Here is an 18,535-nt window from a genome sequence, read left to right on the forward strand (position 1 = left end):
GCGGATTTAATAAATCCGATAGCGCCATCAGGCACAGTGTGCTCTGCTATTAATGCAATTCACTAAAATAATTCTTCAACGCCTGTATAAACGCACTATCTACCATAGCAGGATATTTATTTGCCTGCCATGATTGTAAAAATAATAGATGCTGAACCGTTAACGGTTTGTTCATATCGCGAAATTCGTTTAACTGTTCTTTTACCTCTTGGGATGTTGTGAGAAGGGATTGTGGTGTTTTTTGCTTCGGTATTTGGCAATGCTTTTGATACCATAGCTCATAGCCACTTAAATCATAATCACCCAATAACTCATAACCCGTTAAATTAGGGCTGGCATTAGGGTAGCGTTTAGTGATAGAACTGGTAGGAAATCCACCGCAAATAATAATTTCATCAATTTTTTTTATATACTTTGCCGTTACCTTTAAGCTAAAACCCAATAATTGCTCAACCACATATAATGATTGATTATAAAGCTTTAAAAAATTACCTTCGGCAATAAACTGAACCGGACTTTTACTTAACGCTATTTTGTCTTCAATATTCATTTTATATTACTCCTTTAATATCAATATTTTTAACCACCACCTCGGTGCCCAGCATTTTTGCCGCTTAGCCGCAAAATCGCTTTTTTTATGGCTAAACGACGTTGACTCCTTGAGTCAGCTTACTTTTAATCACCTAATACTATTTTTTATCACTCCAACCCCCGCCCTAAGGATTAAGGACGAAGAAATAAAAACTAAGGATGGGTGCAAAGTCCGTAGTAGGCGTTGTTGGTGTAGTTCCAATACACGTAACCGTCGTATGTGCTCACGATAAACTGGGAACTACCATTCGGGTCACTAGTCCAGTACCAATTGACGTCGAAGCCAACGCCTGAATAATCATACAGATTACCCCACTCAGTGAAAAAACCAGAACCTATATGACGCATGTAAAACCTACCAGGTGAGGAAGGGGTGGCGCCGATGGATATAGGATTATAATTCCAATCACGAGATGCATTAGTTAAATCCTTTACGCGAGGCATTCGATAACCAATACTATTACACCAAGATAAGACAGGAGAATAATTGTTATCAGACACATTACCACGGTTGACGAACCACTGCTTCAAAGTAAAACCATATTTGACGACTGGAGCACCATTACTATCACGACCGACCAACTCGAAGGTCTGAGGCAAAGTAGGTTTAGAAATAGGACCAGGATTTCTAGAATTATGCTGGGATTCGGTAGCGTAAGGACCTGTTAAAGTAACACGAACGCTTGTAGCAGTAGGATTAGACATTGTGACGGTGATACCACCCTGAGAAACAGGAAACCAAGACAATGGCTGACTACTACCACTAATGAGTAAATCAAAGTACAATCCATTAAGACCTGTAGTAGGAAAGTTTTGACCGTAAGATGACGGGGCTGTTGACTGAGTGAGAAAACCCTTAGCACGGTCCCACATTGAAGCTGGACCATTTTGGCCAGAATTAAAGTGATACGTACTTGGTTTGGCGAAACAAACCACCGGCCCAGCCTTAGGATTGACGTAATAAGTCACATTACTGGCATTGAAAGTACTACGATTAGGAAAACCATAACGTGTAGATAATGTACCGTCAGAACTGGATAACGTAACCTTATAAGGTGAATTACAAGTCGTTAACACGGAATTACGTGATACAGATTTATTGTTTTTATCGACGATAGATAAACTTAAAGAACCTGTAGCAGTAACGCCAGAATCTCCATCATCATCACCCCAATAATTATTAGGAGGACCGATAAGAGAACTCAAAGCGACTGAATTAGTATTAGTAGGAACGAACATACGAATATCAGCAAAACTCTGACCCGCAACCGGCAAGGTGATAGGTCTTGAAGAAGATGAAGGATTGGTAGAAGGCGTGTAATTAGCTCCGTTAGATAGCGTAATCCCAAGCAGACCGTTAGCATCAACTGCACGAGTACGACCACCGTCGAAAGTCAGATAAGGTGCACTACCTTGTATCGCATTCCTAGTTGTCTTTGATGTCAATGCGTGACACGAAAAAGCAAGAAAAAATGCCACAAAAAAAACAACCTGCCGGGATAATTGGGAAAAGGATCGAAAACCTGATCTGAAACAGGATCCGAAAAACGATCGGAAAAAAGATCGAGAAGAGGATCGCGAAAGCGATCGCACGAAAATTCGCAGAATTTCACTTGATTGCGTGGAAAAATAAGTTTCAGTGAAAAATTTAAGCTGGTAGCTGGACTTAGACGAATTTAAAAGATAGGTTTGGCAGGTTGGCTGTTGGCTGTTGGCTGTTGAAAATTATATTGCATTTTAGACTATCCTGTCAAGTAATTTTTTGATTAATTTACAATTTTATGCTTTTATGTCAAATTTTAGCCTATTAGCTAAAACCGTGTAAAAAGTATAGTGATTGGAAAAACACGATGCAACACTTTTTTTCACTCATTTACGTTAACTTTTGTAAATAGGATCTAAAAAGGATCTAAATTATAATTATTTAACTATTGTTTTAATTGAATATATCACAGTTACAAATCTTTAAAATTAGAGCGATTGATCCTCAGAAATTTTATTTTAGGGCTTTAAATTAGAAATTTAGTGATTTGGATCATTTAATAATTTTTAAGTGAAATTTAAAACTTCAAAAACCCCACTCCTCAACTTTTTAAGAAACGGGATATTATCTGCACTGAATAAACTGACTGATGTTGATTGATTCGAAAATTATATTTTATTAACTGCCTACACGGCATAAACCATATATTCATGAGTAGTTTCTCGCATTATCACTTTCTAAACTGCCTACACGGCATAAACCATGATAAATAATAACAGAATTATGAGATAAATTTTCTAAACTGCCTACACGGCATAAACCTCAAATTTAAATTTTAATAGGAACACGACTATTTTCTAAACTGCCTACACGGCATAAACCCCAATAATTTTCTATTGTTTTATGTTAGTAACTTTCTAAACTGCCTACACGGCATAAACCGTCTGCGATGCATTTAAAAGGTCCTGGCGCAATTTCTAAACTGCCTACACGGCATAAACCTGCTGAAAATTTTGGGCGACATCTGCAATGCTTTTCTAAACTGCCTACACGGCATAAACCGGAGGAACATTATCATCAGGCAAAGGCAAAGTTTTCTAAACTGCCTACACGGCATAAACCTAGAACAAGACATACTATAATCGTTGTTTGCAAAAAGGCAAAGGGCATTTGGCGTTTTAAAAACCCTTTTTTTATTATCTTTTTAAAATAATGATTTTTAATTATTTTATTTTTTGATTAAAAAAAGGGTTATAAAAATAATATTTTTTGAGGCTTAGAAAACCCCGCTCCTCAACTTTTTTAGAAAGCAAATTTTACTCATAAAAAAAGGATTACACTGAATCCTTTTTTATTGATATTTATTGATTAACCCGCTCGATAATTAGGTGGCTCTTTAGTGATTAGGACGTCATGAACATGACTCTCTTTCATACCTGCGCCAGTAATGCGGTAGAACTTCGATTTTGTGCGTAACTCATCGATAGTTCCACAACCAGTTAGCCCCATACATGAGCGTAAGCCACCCATTTGTTGGTGGATGATCTCTTTTAATAAACCTTTGTAAGCAATTCGGCCTTCAATACCTTCTGGTACTAGCTTATCGGCAGCATTATCTGATTGGAAGTAGCGATCCGATGATCCTTTTGCCATCGCACCGAGCGAACCCATACCGCGATAAGATTTATAAGCACGACCTTGGAATAGTTCGATTTCGCCTGGTGCTTCTTCGGTTCCGGCAAACATTGAACCAACCATAACGCAAGATGCGCCAGCGGCAATAGCTTTGGCAATATCACCTGAAAAACGAATGCCACCATCAGCAATAACTGGAATATTGTGTTGTTTAGCCACTTCAACAGCGTCCATAATGGCACTAATTTGCGGTACCCCTACCCCAGTGACGATACGCGTGGTACAAATTGAACCCGGTCCAATACCCACTTTTACCGCACTCACGCCTGCATCAATTAGCGCTTTTGCGCCTTCACCCGTAGCAACGTTGCCACCTATAATTTGTAAATTTGGATAGGCTTGTCTTGCTTGGCGAATGCGTTCAAGTACCCCTTCTGAATGGCCATGTGATGAGTCGATAAGTAAAACATCAACGCCGGCTTCAACCAAAGCAGCAATACGCTCTTCGTTACCCGCACCCGCACCCACTGCTGCGCCGACACGTAAGCGACCTTTTTCGTCTTTACATGCATTAGGTTTTTGTTCTGCTTTATTGTAATCTTTAACGGTTATCATGCCTTTTAAGTGGAATCTATCATCAACCACTAAAACCTTTTCAACACGATGTTCATGCATTTTTTGCAGTACACTTTCTCGAGATTCGCCCTCTTTAACGGTGACTAAGCGCTCTTTAGGTGTCATTACCGCAGTTACAGATAGTGATAAGTCAGTTGCAAATCGAACATCACGAGCAGTGATAATACCGACTAACTCTTGTGATTCTGTCACAACCGGAAACCCTGCAAAACCATATTCTTTAGCAAGATCGATTACTTGTTGAATAGTTGCTGTTGGTAGTACTGTTACGGGATCTTGAACAATTCCGCTTTCATGTTTTTTAACACGCTTTACATGCTCAGCTTGAACTTCAATTGGCATATTTTTATGGATAAAACCAATGCCTCCTTCTTGAGCAAGGGCAATAGCCAGTTCGGCTTCGGTTACCGTATCCATGGCAGCAGATAGCATTGGAATATTTAATTTGATGGTTTGCGTCAGTTGAGTTGTAATATCAGCAGTATTAGGTAAAACAGTTGAATGGGCTGGAACTAATAAAACATCATCGAACGTGAGGGCTTCTTTAACTATACGAGACATGACAATATTCACCATTGAGTTGGATTGTTGATAAAATATTGCCGATGTATTCTACTCACATTCGATATAAAAGACTAGTAGAATTTGATATTTATTTTTAGGCGATAATCAATCGCCCACTTTTAATTGAGCTCGTCTTTTTGAGCCATCAAAATATAATTTACATCAACATTACGACCTAATCGGAATTGATTGCTGAGTAAGTGATATTCCATTCCAATAATATCTTTAACCGTTAACTGCGCTTGTTCAACCCAAGTCATTAATTCAGAAGGACGGATAAAACGATTAAAATCATGAGTCCCTTTTGGCACTAAGCGCGCTATATATTCAGCGCCATAAATCAACATAAGTTTTGCTTTATGGTTACGGTTGATGGTCGATAAGTAGAGTTTTCCGTTCGGTTTGAGCAGTTTTGCGCAGGCATCAATAATAGAAAATGGGTCAGGCACATGCTCTAACATCTCCATACAAGTTATCACATCATAGTGTGATGGATACTGTGTGGCGTGCTCTTCAACGGTTTGTTTTTGGTAGTTGATAGAAAGACCATTTTGCTCGGCATGTAATTTTGCTACCGCTAATGATTCATCAGCCAGATCGATAGCGGTTACATTTGCACCTAACTTGGCTAAACTTTCAGACAATATTCCCCCACCACAACCAACATCTAATACATTTTTTTGATTCAAATCGTTTGATTTAATGTAATCAACTCGCAATGGATTGATGATATGCAATGGTTTGCATTGGCCATTTGGATCCCACCATTGTGCAGCTAACTTGGCAAACTTATCTATCTCGTTTAAATCGATGTTTTGTGTCATGGGTATTCTTATCAAAAAGGGGAATTGATGTAATATATGCGATGAGTTGATGATTAGCAATATCAAACCGTTTTAAAAACCCCGCTCCTCAACTTTTTTTATTACTCATAATTTCTATACTAAACCACTTAAAAACTCTGTTTTACTTAGCGATATAGGTTTAATTTTTTCATTGGCTATAACTATAAATGGTAATGTTTTCTTGTCTATGGGCTTAATTCATGGCATGATTTAGCGCTTAATTTATCTAATAAAAAAATAGTTCAGCCTAGGCTGATGCTAGAAATTAAATATTTAATCAAAAACTCAAGGGAAAATATATTCATGAGTACAGGTACTATGAAGAAAAGTCATTCACAGTGGAGCTCTCGCATGGGATTCATGCTTGCAGCTGCGGGTTCTGCTGTGGGTTTAGGTAACATTTGGAAATTTCCATACATGGCTGGAGAAATGGGTGGTTCAGCATTCGTGCTTACCTATTTACTATTTATGTTTGTTATTGGTCTGCCTATTCTAGTTTTAGAGTGGTTAATTGGCCGTCGCGGGCAAAAAAATCCAATTCATACCATGGAAGATGTTGCTGTTTCAGAAGGTCGCTCAAAATTGTGGCGCTGGGTTGGTATTATCGGCGTACTTGGCTCATTTTTAATTCTCTCGTTTTATAGTGTAATTGGCGGTTGGGCTACCGATTATATCTTTTTAGCTATCAATGGTACATTTAATGGTGCGAATGGTGCCGTAACGGCGCAAATCTTCAAAGGTTTTCTTGGTAATACCTCTAGCTTGTTGATTTGGCATACGGTGTTTATGGCAGCCAATACCATTATTGTTGCGATGGGCGTTGGCGCTGGTTTAGAGCGTGCTTGTAAGGTAATGATGCCTGGCCTTGGTATTTTATTATTGGTTTTAGTTGCTTATGCAGCCATCGTTAGTGGATCATCATTTGGTCAAGCGTTTGACTTTTTATTCACACCAAACTGGTCGGCATTAAATGGTACTGCCATTTTAGCGGCTTTAGGTCATGCATTCTTCAGCTTATCATTAGGTATGGGGATTATGATGGCTTACGGTTCATATCTTGGTAAAGATGTGAACTTAATCTCTACTGCTCGCACCGTTGTTATCTTAGATGTTATCGTTGCGATGTTGTCAGGTATGGCGATCTTCCCATTAGTATTTGCTAATGGTTTAGAAGCAGGTTCTGGTCCTGGTCTGATCTTTGTAACGTTACCTATTGCTTTTGGTAATATGGCAGCAGGTTCAATTTTAGGTTGTTTATTCTTTATCTTCCTAACTTTTGCTGCGTTAACCTCATCAATATCATTACTTGAGCCTACGGTAGAGTTATTAGAAGAAAAAACGCACATGGGTCGTAAAACCGCAACAGTGGTTAGTAGTGTATTAATTTGGGCATTAGGTATCGCTTGTATTTTATCATTCAATGAATGGGCAGACCTGAAACTATTTGATAAAAATATTTTCGATCTGCTTGATTACCTCACAAGTAAGATTATGTTACCTGTGACAGGATTAGGTACTGTTATCTTTGGTGCTTGGATGATGAACCAAAAAGTCATTCGTAAAGAGCTTAACTTAAATAGCTTCTGGTTTGGCGTTTGGACGATTTTAACTCGCGTAATTATTCCGGTTGCCGTTGTTCTTATTTTAGTTTGTGGCTTTTTACCAGAAACTCGATAATTAAATTATCATCAATAGCCCTGATACATTATCAGGGCTTTTTTTTAATCAATTAAAAAATCACCAATCAACGGTTTATCATAACCTCTCCTCTTGAAATTCTTTTTTTAATTCCCATATAGCAATACAACAATTAATCAAAACATTATGTCAAAGTTAATCAATTAAAATGTATCGATCACTTTTAATTGCTAAAAATAGTTGAGGTATTAGTCAATGAGTAAGCAAGGAACAGAAACGCGTGGATTTCAATCCGAAGTTAAACAAATTCTGCATTTAATGATTCACTCTTTGTATTCAAACAAAGAGATTTTTTTAAGAGAACTTATTTCAAATGCATCTGACGCAGCCGACAAGCTCCGTTTTAAAGCACTTGAAAATGCAGATTTATATGCGGGTGATGCTGAGCTTGGTGTTCGCATTTCAACAAATAAAGAAGCTGGCACATTAACCATTGCAGATAATGGTATTGGGATGACTCGTGATGAAGTCATTGAAAACTTAGGTACGATTGCCAAATCAGGTACCAAAGCTTTTTTAGAATCCATTGGTAGTGATCAAGCGAAAGACAGCCAATTAATTGGTCAATTTGGTGTTGGATTTTATTCTGCCTTTATTGTTGCCGATAAAGTGACAGTAAAAACCCGCGCTGCAACAGCTAAAGCCGATGAAGCAGTGATGTGGGAATCAGCTGGTGAAGGTGAATACACGATTTCTGATACAGAAAAAGAGAGTCGCGGTACTGAAATTATTTTACATTTAAAAGAAGATGAAAAAGAGTTTTTAGATGATTGGCGTCTACGTTCAATTATTAGCAAATATTCAGATCACATCTCATTACCAGTTGAAGTCCAAACTACTGAAGAAAATGAAGTTAAGTGGGAAAAAGTCAACAAAGCCCAAGCACTTTGGACACGAAGCAAATCAGAAGTGAGTGATGAAGAGTATAAAGAATTTTATAAACATATTTCACATGATTTTGCCGATCCACTAAGCTGGAGCCACAACCGTGTTGAAGGTAAACAAGAGTATACAAGTTTGCTCTATATTCCATCTAAAGCACCTTGGGATATGTGGAATCGTGACAATAAACACGGTTTAAAACTCTATGTACAACGTGTGTTTATTATGGATGATGCTGAGCAATTTATGCCTAATTATTTACGTTTTGTAAAAGGCTTAATTGATTCAAATGATTTGCCATTAAATGTATCACGCGAAATATTACAAGATAATAAAGTGACACAAAATCTTCGTAATGCTTGTACTAAACGTGTTTTACAAATGCTAGATAAACTTGCCAAAGATGATAAAGAACAATATCAACAATTTTGGAGTGAATTTGGTTTAGTCTTAAAAGAAGGTACTGGTGAAGACTATGCTAACCGTGAAGCGATTATGAAATTATTACGCTTTACAACAACACAAAGTGATAGCGAGGCGCAAACTGTATCATTAGACGATTACATCAGCCGTATGCAAGAAGGCCAAGAGAAGATCTATTACATCACTGCTGATAGTTATGGCGCAGCGAAAAATAGCCCTCACCTTGAGCTATTCCGCAAAAAAGGCATTGAAGTCTTATTATTATCTGATCGTATTGACGAGTGGATGATGAGCAATTTAACTGAATTTGATGGTAAACAGTTCCAATCAATCAGTAAATCTGACGAGTCAATCGAGAAGTTAGCTGATCAAAATAGTGATGAGCAAAAACAAGTCGAAAAAGAACTTGAGCCATTTATCGAACGTGTTAAAAAAGTATTAGGCGATAAAGTTAAAGAAGTTAAATTAACACATCGTTTAACTGATACGCCAGCAATTGTCACTACCGCTGCCGACGAGATGTCTACTCAAATGGCAAAACTCTTTGCAGCAGCAGGACAAAAAGCACCAGAGATAAAATATACTTTTGAGATCAATCCTGATCATCAATTGGTTAAACGTGTTGCTGATACGCAAGACGAAACCGCATTTAGTGATTGGATTGAATTGCTATTAGATCAAGCGTTACTAGCTGAAAAAGGATCATTAAATGATCCAAGCAAATTTATTCAAACAATGAATAAACTACTTGCACAATAATTAATTTATTCACCCAAACCCGATATGGCTCGCCTATCGGGTTTATTTTTTTGAGAAAAATCAATTTATTTTTCTCAAAATTATGAAGTCAGTCACACTTTTTTATATTCCTCCTTTCCATTTTCGTTTTGCGATAGATAATAAATTAATCTTAAAATTTAGACAGAGTCAGATGAAAGTTCATAAAATATTAAATAATAATGTTGTAGTGACTTTGGATTCCAAAGGGAATGAATTGATTGTTACGGGTCGAGGAGTAGGATTTAAAAAACGGGAAGGTGATGAGATCGACCCGAAACTTATCGAAAAACAGTTTTCTTTAAATAACCAAGAAATATTACCCAAATTTGCTGAACTGCTTTCTGAAATTCCAATCGAAGTTCACACCACATCCGATATTATTATCAATCATGCCAAACAATTTTTAGGCAGTAAATTACAAGATAGTATCTATATTTCATTAACTGACCATATCTATTTTGCCATTGAACGGCATAAGCAAGGATTTGATATTCCAAATAACTTTATCTGGGAGATAAAAAAATTCTACCCTAAAGAGTATGAAATCGGTGTGTACGCTTTAGATGTCATTAAAAAACGGTTGGGTGTTGAGCTTCATGAAGATGAAGCAGGATTTATTACGTTTCATATTGTCAATGCTGAGCTTAACGATACCATGCCCAATATTGTTAATATGACCAAAATCATGCGTGAAATTTTAAATATCGTAAAATATCATTTTCGGTTCGAATATGACGAAAACAGCCTTTCTTATCAACGATTTGTTACCCATTTAAAGTTTTTTGCGCACCGCATTTTGAGTAAAGGTAAATCCGCACAGCAAGATACCTCGTTGTATGAGATTATCCGTGAAAAATATGAACAAGCCTATCTTTGCACTAAACAGATAGATCTCCATTTAATCCAACAATATCAACATCCGCTATCTGATGATGAAAGTTTATATCTCACTATTCATATTGAACGATTGAGGTCGGAATTAAAAAAATAATTATGTGATATACATCACAAATTAACGAATGAATTGTCAACAAGCTAATTTATTTTATGTTAATTTAATAAGGAATCTTTTTTTGGATTGTTATTGCATTGGTTAATTTTATCGATGCAAGCAAAACCTAAATCCCGTGTTTATTGGGGTTTAGGTTTTTTTTTGCGCTTAAATAAGGATAAGCTATGAAAAATAAACAACTTGCTGAATCAATTATTGAGAACGTAGGTGGTCAGGAAAACATCGTCAGTCTAGTACACTGTGCTACCAGACTTCGCTTTGTATTGAAAGATGAATCAAAAGCAGATGCCGAAATAATTAAAAAACAAACTGGCGTCATTACTGTCGTTCAAAGTGGTGGACAATTCCAAGTCGTTATAGGCAATAATGTTGCTGACGTATTTAATGCAATTATGGATATCACTAGCCTTAATAACACCCCTGCTCCTCAAGAAGCGGGACCGAAAAAAGGGATTGTGTCACGACTGATTGATTTAGTATCAAGTATTTTTATTCCAGTTTTAGTGGTACTGGTTGCCGGCGGTATTTTAAAAGGGATTGTGTCTCTATTACAAGTATGTGACATTGTTCAGGAAAAAACGCCAACATTTACTTTTTTAAACGCTATTGCTGATGCGCCATTTTATTATTTACCGATCATTTTAGGTTTTTCAGCGGTTAAAAAATTTGGTGGTAATCCTTATGTTGGAATGGCGATCGGTGGCGCGTTAGTCTATCCGGATATCACCGAGATGCTAGGAAAAGCAATTGAATTACAAACTGAATTTTTCAATATCCCTATTAAATTAATTCCCTATAAATCTTCAGTCTTCCCGGTAATTTTAGCGGCATGGTTTTATTCATTGCTTGAACGTAACTTCAACAAAATCATGCATGACTCATTTAAAAAATTCATTTCGCCCCTACTCGGTATTATCATTACTGTGCCATTAACGTTTGCGCTTATTGGTCCAGTCGTTGCATTTTTATGTAACATTGTTGCTAGTGGCATTATTTATGTTTATGAACTTAATTCTGTTATTGCCAGTATGATTTTAGCAGGACTTTGGCAAATAATGGTTGTGTTTGGTATCCATTGGGGCTTGGTACCCTTTGCGATAAATAATATTACCGTATATCAACAAGACTTTATGTTGCCAATCTTATTCCCAGCGGTATTTGCCCAAGTCGGTGCGGTATTGGCGGTGATGATGCGCAGTAAAGATCCGCAAGTTAAAGCGTTGGCAAGTTCGTCAGCACTCTCAGGTGTATTTGGGGTAACAGAACCAGCAATTTATGGCGTTAACTTACCATTAAAACGCCCATTTGTGATCGGTTGTCTCTCAGCCATGGTTGGCGGTGCGATTATTGGTTATTTCAAATCGGTTATCTTCTCATTTAGCTTCACCAGTATCTTTGCATTTTTACAAATGATTCCAAGCGATGGTTTGGATGATAAATTCTTTGCTGCCATAATCGGTTCGATAGTCTCATTTATAATTGCATTGGTGGTAACTTATCTATTTGGTATTCCTAAAGATAAAAAAGCGGATAATGCAGAACAATCGCCAATAAACAGTCAAACGCAGATCGATACTATCTCAAGTCCAATGACCGGCAAACTTATTGATTTAAATCAAGTCAATGACCCAACTTTTGCCAGCGGATTGATGGGTAAAGGTGCCGCAATTATTCCAACCATTGGCGAAACTGTCGCGCCTGAAGATGGTGAAGTTGTTTCGCTATTTAGAACTAAACACGCTATCGGATTTCAAACTCAATCAGGGGCGGAAATCCTTATTCACATTGGTATCGATACGGTTAAATTAGATGGGCAACATTTTGAAGCGCATGTTGAAGCCGGCCAAAAGGTGAAAAAAGGTGATAGACTTGTTAGCTTTGATATCGAAGCGATTAAACAAGCCGGCTTTGAAGTCACCACACCAATTATTATTACCAATAGTGATGACTATATCGATGTGCAGTGCATATTCAAACAAGATGACGTTCAACAAGGTGACGCGCTATTAGCGTTAAGTGCAAAAAAGGAGTAAAACATGGCAAATACATTTCCTAGTGATTTTTTATGGGGTGGCGCTATTGCTGCCAATCAAGTTGAAGGTGCATATCGTGAAGATGGCAAAGGGCTATCAACATCTGACTGCACGCCTAATGGTCTATTTGGTGATATTGTCGATCGCAATAAAGTCGAGATTACCAGTATTAAAGATCGGGCAATCGACTTTTATCATCGCTATCCAGAAGATGTTGCCCTGTTTGCTGAGATGGGATTCACCTGTTTAAGAACATCTATCGCTTGGACCCGAATCTTTCCAAATGGTGATGAAGAGCAACCAAATGAAAAAGGCCTGGCGTTTTATGACAAACTATTTGACGAAATGTTAAAACACAACATTACGCCACTTGTCACCTTATCGCATTATGAAATGCCCTACTACCTTGTCACACAATATGGTGGATGGGGAAATCGTAAAGTCATCGAATTTTTTACTCGTTATGCCAAAACAGTATTTGAACGCTATAAAAATAAAGTGAAATATTGGTTAACTTTCAATGAAATCAATATGTCACTCCACGAACCTTTTACTGGCGTTGGCTTAGATCGTAACAGTACTAAAGCCGAAATCTATCAAGCGATTCATCATCAATTAGTTGCCAGTGGTCGTGCGGTAAAATTGTGTCATCAAATCATTCCTGATGCCAAAATCGGTAATATGCTACTTGGCGCTATCGCCTACCCGCTTACGCCAAAACCAGAAGATGTATGGGCGACACATGTAGAAAATCATGGCTGGTTATTCTTTGGGGATGTTCAGGCTCGTGGTTACTACCCAACTTATATGAATCGTTACTTTAAAGAGAACAATATTGAGCTAACCATTACCGATCAAGATCGTGAAGATTTAAAAGAAACCATCGACTTTATCTCATTTAGTTACTATATGAGTTGTTGTGGCACAGCGGACGATTCACTCCGTCAAAAAGGTAATATTCTTGATATGGTCCCAAATCCTCACCTTAAAGCATCTGAATGGGGCTGGCAGATTGATCCGGTTGGTATTCGTTACTTATTAAACCTACTTTATGAGCGTTTTCAAAAACCACTGTTTATTGTTGAAAATGGTTTAGGCGCCAAAGACAAACTTGAAGCAGATGGCACGGTTAATGATGATTATCGTATTAACTATATGAACGATCACTTAGTGCAAATTCGCGAAGCTATTAACGACGGTGTTGAAGTAATGGGATACACCAGTTGGGGACCAATTGACCTCATTAGTGCATCAAAAGCAGAAGTCACCAAACGTTATGGTTTTATCTATGTTGATCTAAACCAAGATGGCTCAGGCTCATTAAAACGCTATAAAAAGAAAAGCTTTTATTGGTATCAGTCTGTGATTTCATCCAAAGGTGCAACTTTAAAATAATGATCATGCAGGTAATGTCTGCTCGGCATTACCTGCAAATGTACTGAGCAGATTACGAGGATAAAGATGATAAATAAAATAATTAAAATCACCACCAGTTTACTGTTGTTGACCGCACTCTCGACTGGATGTAGTAATCAACCAAGCAGTAGGTTTAATGCTAATCGTGATGATGTGGTTACCATCTATTTTGCAAGGCATGGTAAAACGTTATTCAATACCTATGACCTAGTACAAGGCTGGGCCGATTCACCCTTAACCGACAAAGGAATAGAAACGGCGCGTTATTTAGGTGAAGGCTTTAAAAAGAAATACATCAGATTTGATGCTTATTACACCAGCGATTCAGGTCGTCAACGCGAAACCATGCAAGTGTTGTTAGCTCAAAAAGGGGTAAAACATTACAAAATACAAGAGTTAAAAGGCCTACGCGAAGTTTTTTACGGCGGATTTGAAGGCGGTACTAATGGAAAAATGGTATCCGCAGCTATGAAATCACTGGGTTACAAGTCGGTTGATGCCTTTTATAAAAGTTATGTACAAGGGCAAATCCCAGTAACAACGTTAACCGAAGCGATTGCCAAAAGTGATCCTAAGCATGAAGCGGAAAACTTTACCCAAGTTAAAGAGCGCACTCAAAACGCACTCCACACTATTGTAGAGACCGCACTGGCTAAGCATCAAAAAAATATATTGGTGATCTCATCAGGCATGTCGATTCAAGCAATGATTTATGACTTAACTGATAATCCTGTTAAAAACAGACCATTTGCGAATGCAACTGTCGTCAAAATTGTTTACCAAAATGGTAAATATAAGGTCGTTGAAATTGGCAGTATGGACTATGTTAATGAGGGTAAATCATCATTAAATATCGGTGAAAATCGTCAAAATTAGAAACAATTAGTAAAATTTAGTCGAATAGGATTGTTACTGCTTTTGCAGGCAAAACCTAAATATGACTCAAGCTTGATAGCTTGGGTTGTGTTTAGGTTTTTTTTTGGAAAAAAAATTTATAAAAATAGGAAATAATAATGAAAATAAAGTACGTCTCCTTAGCATTACTTAACATCATGTGTTTTTCAGCTATTGCCGCTGATTCAAATTCAATCAATAGTGAAAATGGCTTTTTGAATAATGCCTTTTTCAAAGATACTAAATTTGAATTTTCAACACGTAACCATTGGAAGTATTTAAAAGAAAACGCATCCCAACCTAAAGAAGTCCATAGTGCATGGGGGCAAGCATTTACGCTCAATTATAAATCAGGTTATTTATTCGATACCCTAGGTTTTGATTTCACCTATGATAACGTTATAAAACTTGGTGCTAGTGACTACTTTGCAACTCGTAACTTACTCTATAACTCAGGCAAAAAACCAAACAAACACAATGCGCATGGTTTTAACAAATTTACTCAACGTTATGCCAAAGTCAAACTCGGTGATAAAAATATCAACTTTAATGGTAAAGTCGGATGGCATAGCTTAAAAGATACGGGGGTAATGAGTTCATCACAACATTTAACTCGTTATAGTTATTTGGGATACAGTGGCGTATTAAAATACTCAAACTTAGCGCTACAACTTGCTTACATCGACAGCGCCTTCCCGCGTGAATCATCGAAAAAAGTGCATTTTTATAGCTTAGATAGAAAACACGTCATTGATAATATCAAAACGGCCGGTATCGCGTATAATGACAAAATAGTAAAACTTGATTACTCCTATGGCGTTGCTAAAGACTACATCAAACGTCATGCTATCGAGTTCTCTTATAAACCGATGGATAAACTTATTCTTGGTTCACAAATTTACGGTAGTACCGCACTTAAAAACCATGACAAAATGAAAGCTAATGTCCGTGATTTTGATGATTCAGCATGGCATTACGCAACTGACATTGAATGGAAAGAAGCCGACTGGAGTGCTAAATTCGGTATCGCCTATACTGACGCTAACCGCAAAGGTGCTATCGGTTACTATGGTCGTCATATTGGTAAAAACAATCGTGGACGTTTTAACGGTATGGCAGCAGCTGCAGCCGACTATATGCGTGATGGCGAACTGGTATTTTCAAGCATATTGACTTACGACTTCTTTAAAGACAATACCACAGGTTTATATCTCAACTACGGTGAATTTAACTACAAACATGAGACCTTAAAAAATGGCGAAATCAACGTGTTTAACATCTTTAAACCAACAAGTGGTACATTTAAAAATCTATCTATTTTGTCAAAATTTGGTTATGGTTGGTCTTATAAAACCTTAAGCAGTAAAGACATTACGCCAAAATTAAGAGACGGCAAAGCTCAACGTTCACCAACACTGTCAGCCGAAACCGTTATTGATTATCGATTCAACTTATTATAGAAAAGGACGAAACTATGAAAAAACTCATTAAACTTATTGGATTAACCGCTATCCTTACCGCATCAATTGCACAATCATTTGCTGCCGAAGTGAATATCTATTTTACCCGTCATGGTAAAACCATGTTCAACAACGTCCATCGTGCTCAAGGATGGTCTGACACGCCACTAACAAAACCGGGAATTGAAGTGGCACAGCAACTTGGTCGTGGCTTAAAAGGTATCGACTTTATTTCGGTCTATTCAAGCGATTCAGGCCGAGCAAGACAAACTGCGCGCATTGTTCTTGAATCTAAAGGTGATACAAAATTAAGCATCAACGAAATGGAAGGATTACGAGAAACCTGTTTTGGTGATTTTGAAGGTGATCTTGATCCCAACATGTGGAACCCCGCAGCACAGCACCTAGGTTATGAGTCTGACAAAGCATTAATGGCTGATTTAGCTAAAGGTAAAGTCACCCTTAAAAAAATGATGGATGCGATCAAAGCCGTTGAAAAATCAGGCGAAGCAGAAGACTACAATGCCGTTAAAACACGTATGCAAGCATCATTAAGAGCAATTGCAAAATCAGCCCAAGAACAAGGTGGCGGTAATGTTCTTGTTGTTTCTCACGGCATGGCAATTATGGCTATGGTTGAAGAAATGTTAGATAAACCAATCACAAGTGGACTAGGTAACGCGAGCGTCACTAAAATTCGTTACACTGATGATGGCAAATTCATTGTTGAATCATTAGGTGACATGAGCTATGTCGAAAAAGGCAAAGCAGTAAAATAATCGATAAAAAAGGCTCACCGAAGTGAGCCTTTTAACTTTTTACTTTGAAAAATCACTATTTAATGTCTCTTTAATCAACCATGTTGCGATGATACTAATGATTGACGCCACCGCCACATAATAGCCTACCCACATCAAACTACCATGTGCCACTAAATAATTAGCAATAATTGGCGCAATTGATGCCCCTAAAATCCCACCAATACTATACGCTGCTGACGACCCGGTATAACGAATATTAGTCGGAAAAATCTCGGGTAAAAATGCCCCCATAGGCGCAAAAATAATCCCCATCAAAAATAGTGATAAGCATAAATAGGTCATCACCAATAATTCACTACCACTAGCCATAAATTGAGTCATCAACAGACCAGATAGCGCAACAAGCATTAAGCCAACAATTAAGACCGGCTTACGTCCGTATTTATCGCTAAGTCGGGCAGAAATCGGGGTAGCGATCGCCATAAATACAATCGCTACACACAAAAATCCTAAAAAATGACCTTTTTCAATGCCCAAGTATTTAGTGCCATATTGCAATAAAAAGGCTGTGGTTATATAAAAAAGCGTATAACAACCTACCATCGAAAATGAGCCTAACGTCAACGCTTTCCAATGGTGAACAAACATATTCATTACTGGCATTTTAACTTGTTTTTTATTGGCTAAAGCTTGAGTGAAAATGGGGCTTTCAACTAATTTTAATCGAACATACAAACCAATAACCACAAGAACCGCACTAAGAACAAAAGGAATACGCCAACCCCAATCTAAAAACTGCTCATTACTCAGCGAAAGCGTAACACATAAAAATACCCCATTAGATAATAAAAACCCAATCGAAGGGCCTAACTGAGGAAACATCCCAAACAGAGCGCGTTTATTTTTTGGCGCGTTTTCCGTCGCCAATAATGCTGCACCACCCCACTCACCACCAAGACCTAAGCCTTGTGCTAATCGTAAAATACACAACAAAAATGGCGCCCAAAAGCCAATCACACTATACCCAGGTAACAAACCAATTAACGCCGTAGCCACGCCCATCAAAATAAGCGATACAACTAGGGTGGACTTTCGACCAATGCGATCACCAAAATGACCAAACAAAATCGCCCCAATAGGCCTTGCAACAAAAGCTATACCGAACGTTGCAAATGATTGCAACGCTTGAGCCGATGGCGAACTATCAGGAAAAAATACCGGCCCAATCACTAGCGCAGCAGCAGTGGCGTAAATATAAAAATCATAAAATTCAATTGCAGTGCCGATAAAACTAGCTAACGCTACGTTCGACATTGAATTGGCTGGTTTAGTATTCATCATTCATTCCAAAATTATTTTATTTTTAAATAAGTGCAAATATTATAGTTATTAACAACCCGTTTACCATTATAAATAAAAAAA

The 18,535-nt window shown here is 37.7% G+C and carries 13 protein-coding genes and 1 CRISPR repeat array; of the genes, 8 read left to right on the forward strand and 5 right to left on the reverse strand.

Going from position 1 to position 18,535, the window contains the following annotated elements; translation table 11 throughout:
• Window positions 1-49: 49 nt before the first annotated feature.
• The 4 genes from J3U27_RS08490 to ubiG form a co-directional block, all read right to left on the reverse strand.
• Window positions 50-550 (reverse strand): hypothetical protein, encoded by a 501-nt coding sequence (locus J3U27_RS08490; RefSeq protein WP_267377250.1) that lies wholly within the window; start codon window positions 548-550, stop codon window positions 50-52.
• Between the two features lie 194 nt (window positions 551-744).
• Window positions 745-2,070 (reverse strand): hypothetical protein, encoded by a 1,326-nt coding sequence (locus J3U27_RS08495; protein ID WP_267377251.1) that lies wholly within the window; start codon window positions 2,068-2,070, stop codon window positions 745-747.
• Between the two features lie 678 nt (window positions 2,071-2,748).
• Window positions 2,749-3,196: a CRISPR direct-repeat array (repeat unit 28 nt; unit sequence TTTCTAAACTGCCTACACGGCATAAACC).
• 246 nt (window positions 3,197-3,442) lie between these two features.
• Window positions 3,443-4,906, reverse strand: a complete 1,464-nt coding sequence (guaB, locus tag J3U27_RS08500) for an IMP dehydrogenase (protein WP_065733929.1) — start codon at window positions 4,904-4,906, stop codon at window positions 3,443-3,445.
• Window positions 4,907-5,028: 122 nt separating this feature from the next.
• Window positions 5,029-5,733, reverse strand: a complete 705-nt coding sequence (gene ubiG / locus J3U27_RS08505) for a bifunctional 2-polyprenyl-6-hydroxyphenol methylase/3-demethylubiquinol 3-O-methyltransferase UbiG (RefSeq protein ID WP_267377253.1) — start codon at window positions 5,731-5,733, stop codon at window positions 5,029-5,031.
• A 324-nt stretch (window positions 5,734-6,057) separates the two neighbouring features.
• Here ubiG and J3U27_RS08510 point away from each other — a divergent pair, with 324 nt between their 5' ends.
• The 8 genes from J3U27_RS08510 to J3U27_RS08545 all read left to right on the forward strand — a co-directional run bounded on the left by J3U27_RS08510 (window position 6,058) and on the right by J3U27_RS08545 (window position 17,131).
• Window positions 6,058-7,431, forward strand: a complete 1,374-nt coding sequence (locus J3U27_RS08510; RefSeq protein ID WP_218058410.1) for a sodium-dependent transporter — start codon at window positions 6,058-6,060, stop codon at window positions 7,429-7,431.
• Window positions 7,432-7,647: 216 nt separating this feature from the next.
• A complete protein-coding gene (gene htpG, locus J3U27_RS08515; protein WP_065562674.1) occupies window positions 7,648-9,516 on the forward strand; it encodes a molecular chaperone HtpG in 1,869 nt (622 codons plus the stop codon).
• A gap of 172 nt (window positions 9,517-9,688) precedes the next feature.
• A complete protein-coding gene (gene licT / locus J3U27_RS08520; RefSeq protein ID WP_267337851.1) occupies window positions 9,689-10,528 on the forward strand; it encodes a BglG family transcription antiterminator LicT in 840 nt (279 codons plus the stop codon).
• 185 nt (window positions 10,529-10,713) lie between these two features.
• Window positions 10,714-12,582: a beta-glucoside-specific PTS transporter subunit IIABC gene (locus J3U27_RS08525; protein WP_267330704.1), complete on the forward strand. Its 1,869-nt coding sequence runs from the start codon at window positions 10,714-10,716 to the stop codon at window positions 12,580-12,582.
• A 3-nt stretch (window positions 12,583-12,585) separates the two neighbouring features.
• Window positions 12,586-13,977: a glycoside hydrolase family 1 protein gene (locus tag J3U27_RS08530; protein ID WP_267377254.1), complete on the forward strand. Its 1,392-nt coding sequence runs from the start codon at window positions 12,586-12,588 to the stop codon at window positions 13,975-13,977.
• 66 nt (window positions 13,978-14,043) lie between these two features.
• Window positions 14,044-14,874, forward strand: coding sequence for a histidine phosphatase family protein (locus tag J3U27_RS08535; RefSeq protein ID WP_267330702.1), 831 nt, complete (start codon window positions 14,044-14,046; stop codon window positions 14,872-14,874).
• Between the two features lie 137 nt (window positions 14,875-15,011).
• Entirely contained in the window at window positions 15,012-16,352 is a 1,341-nt protein-coding gene (locus J3U27_RS08540; RefSeq protein ID WP_065562678.1) for an OprD family outer membrane porin, read from the forward strand.
• Window positions 16,353-16,366: 14 nt separating this feature from the next.
• A complete protein-coding gene (locus tag J3U27_RS08545; RefSeq protein ID WP_065562679.1) occupies window positions 16,367-17,131 on the forward strand; it encodes a histidine phosphatase family protein in 765 nt (254 codons plus the stop codon).
• Between the two features lie 39 nt (window positions 17,132-17,170).
• On the opposite strand, the gene J3U27_RS08550 is transcribed toward J3U27_RS08545, so the two are convergent.
• Window positions 17,171-18,451, reverse strand: coding sequence for an MFS transporter (locus J3U27_RS08550; protein ID WP_267377255.1), 1,281 nt, complete (start codon window positions 18,449-18,451; stop codon window positions 17,171-17,173).
• Window positions 18,452-18,535 lie beyond the last annotated feature (84 nt).

This window comes from Gilliamella sp. B2911 (assembly GCF_026536965.1).
GTDB lineage: Bacteria > Pseudomonadota > Gammaproteobacteria > Enterobacterales > Orbaceae > Gilliamella > Gilliamella apicola_E.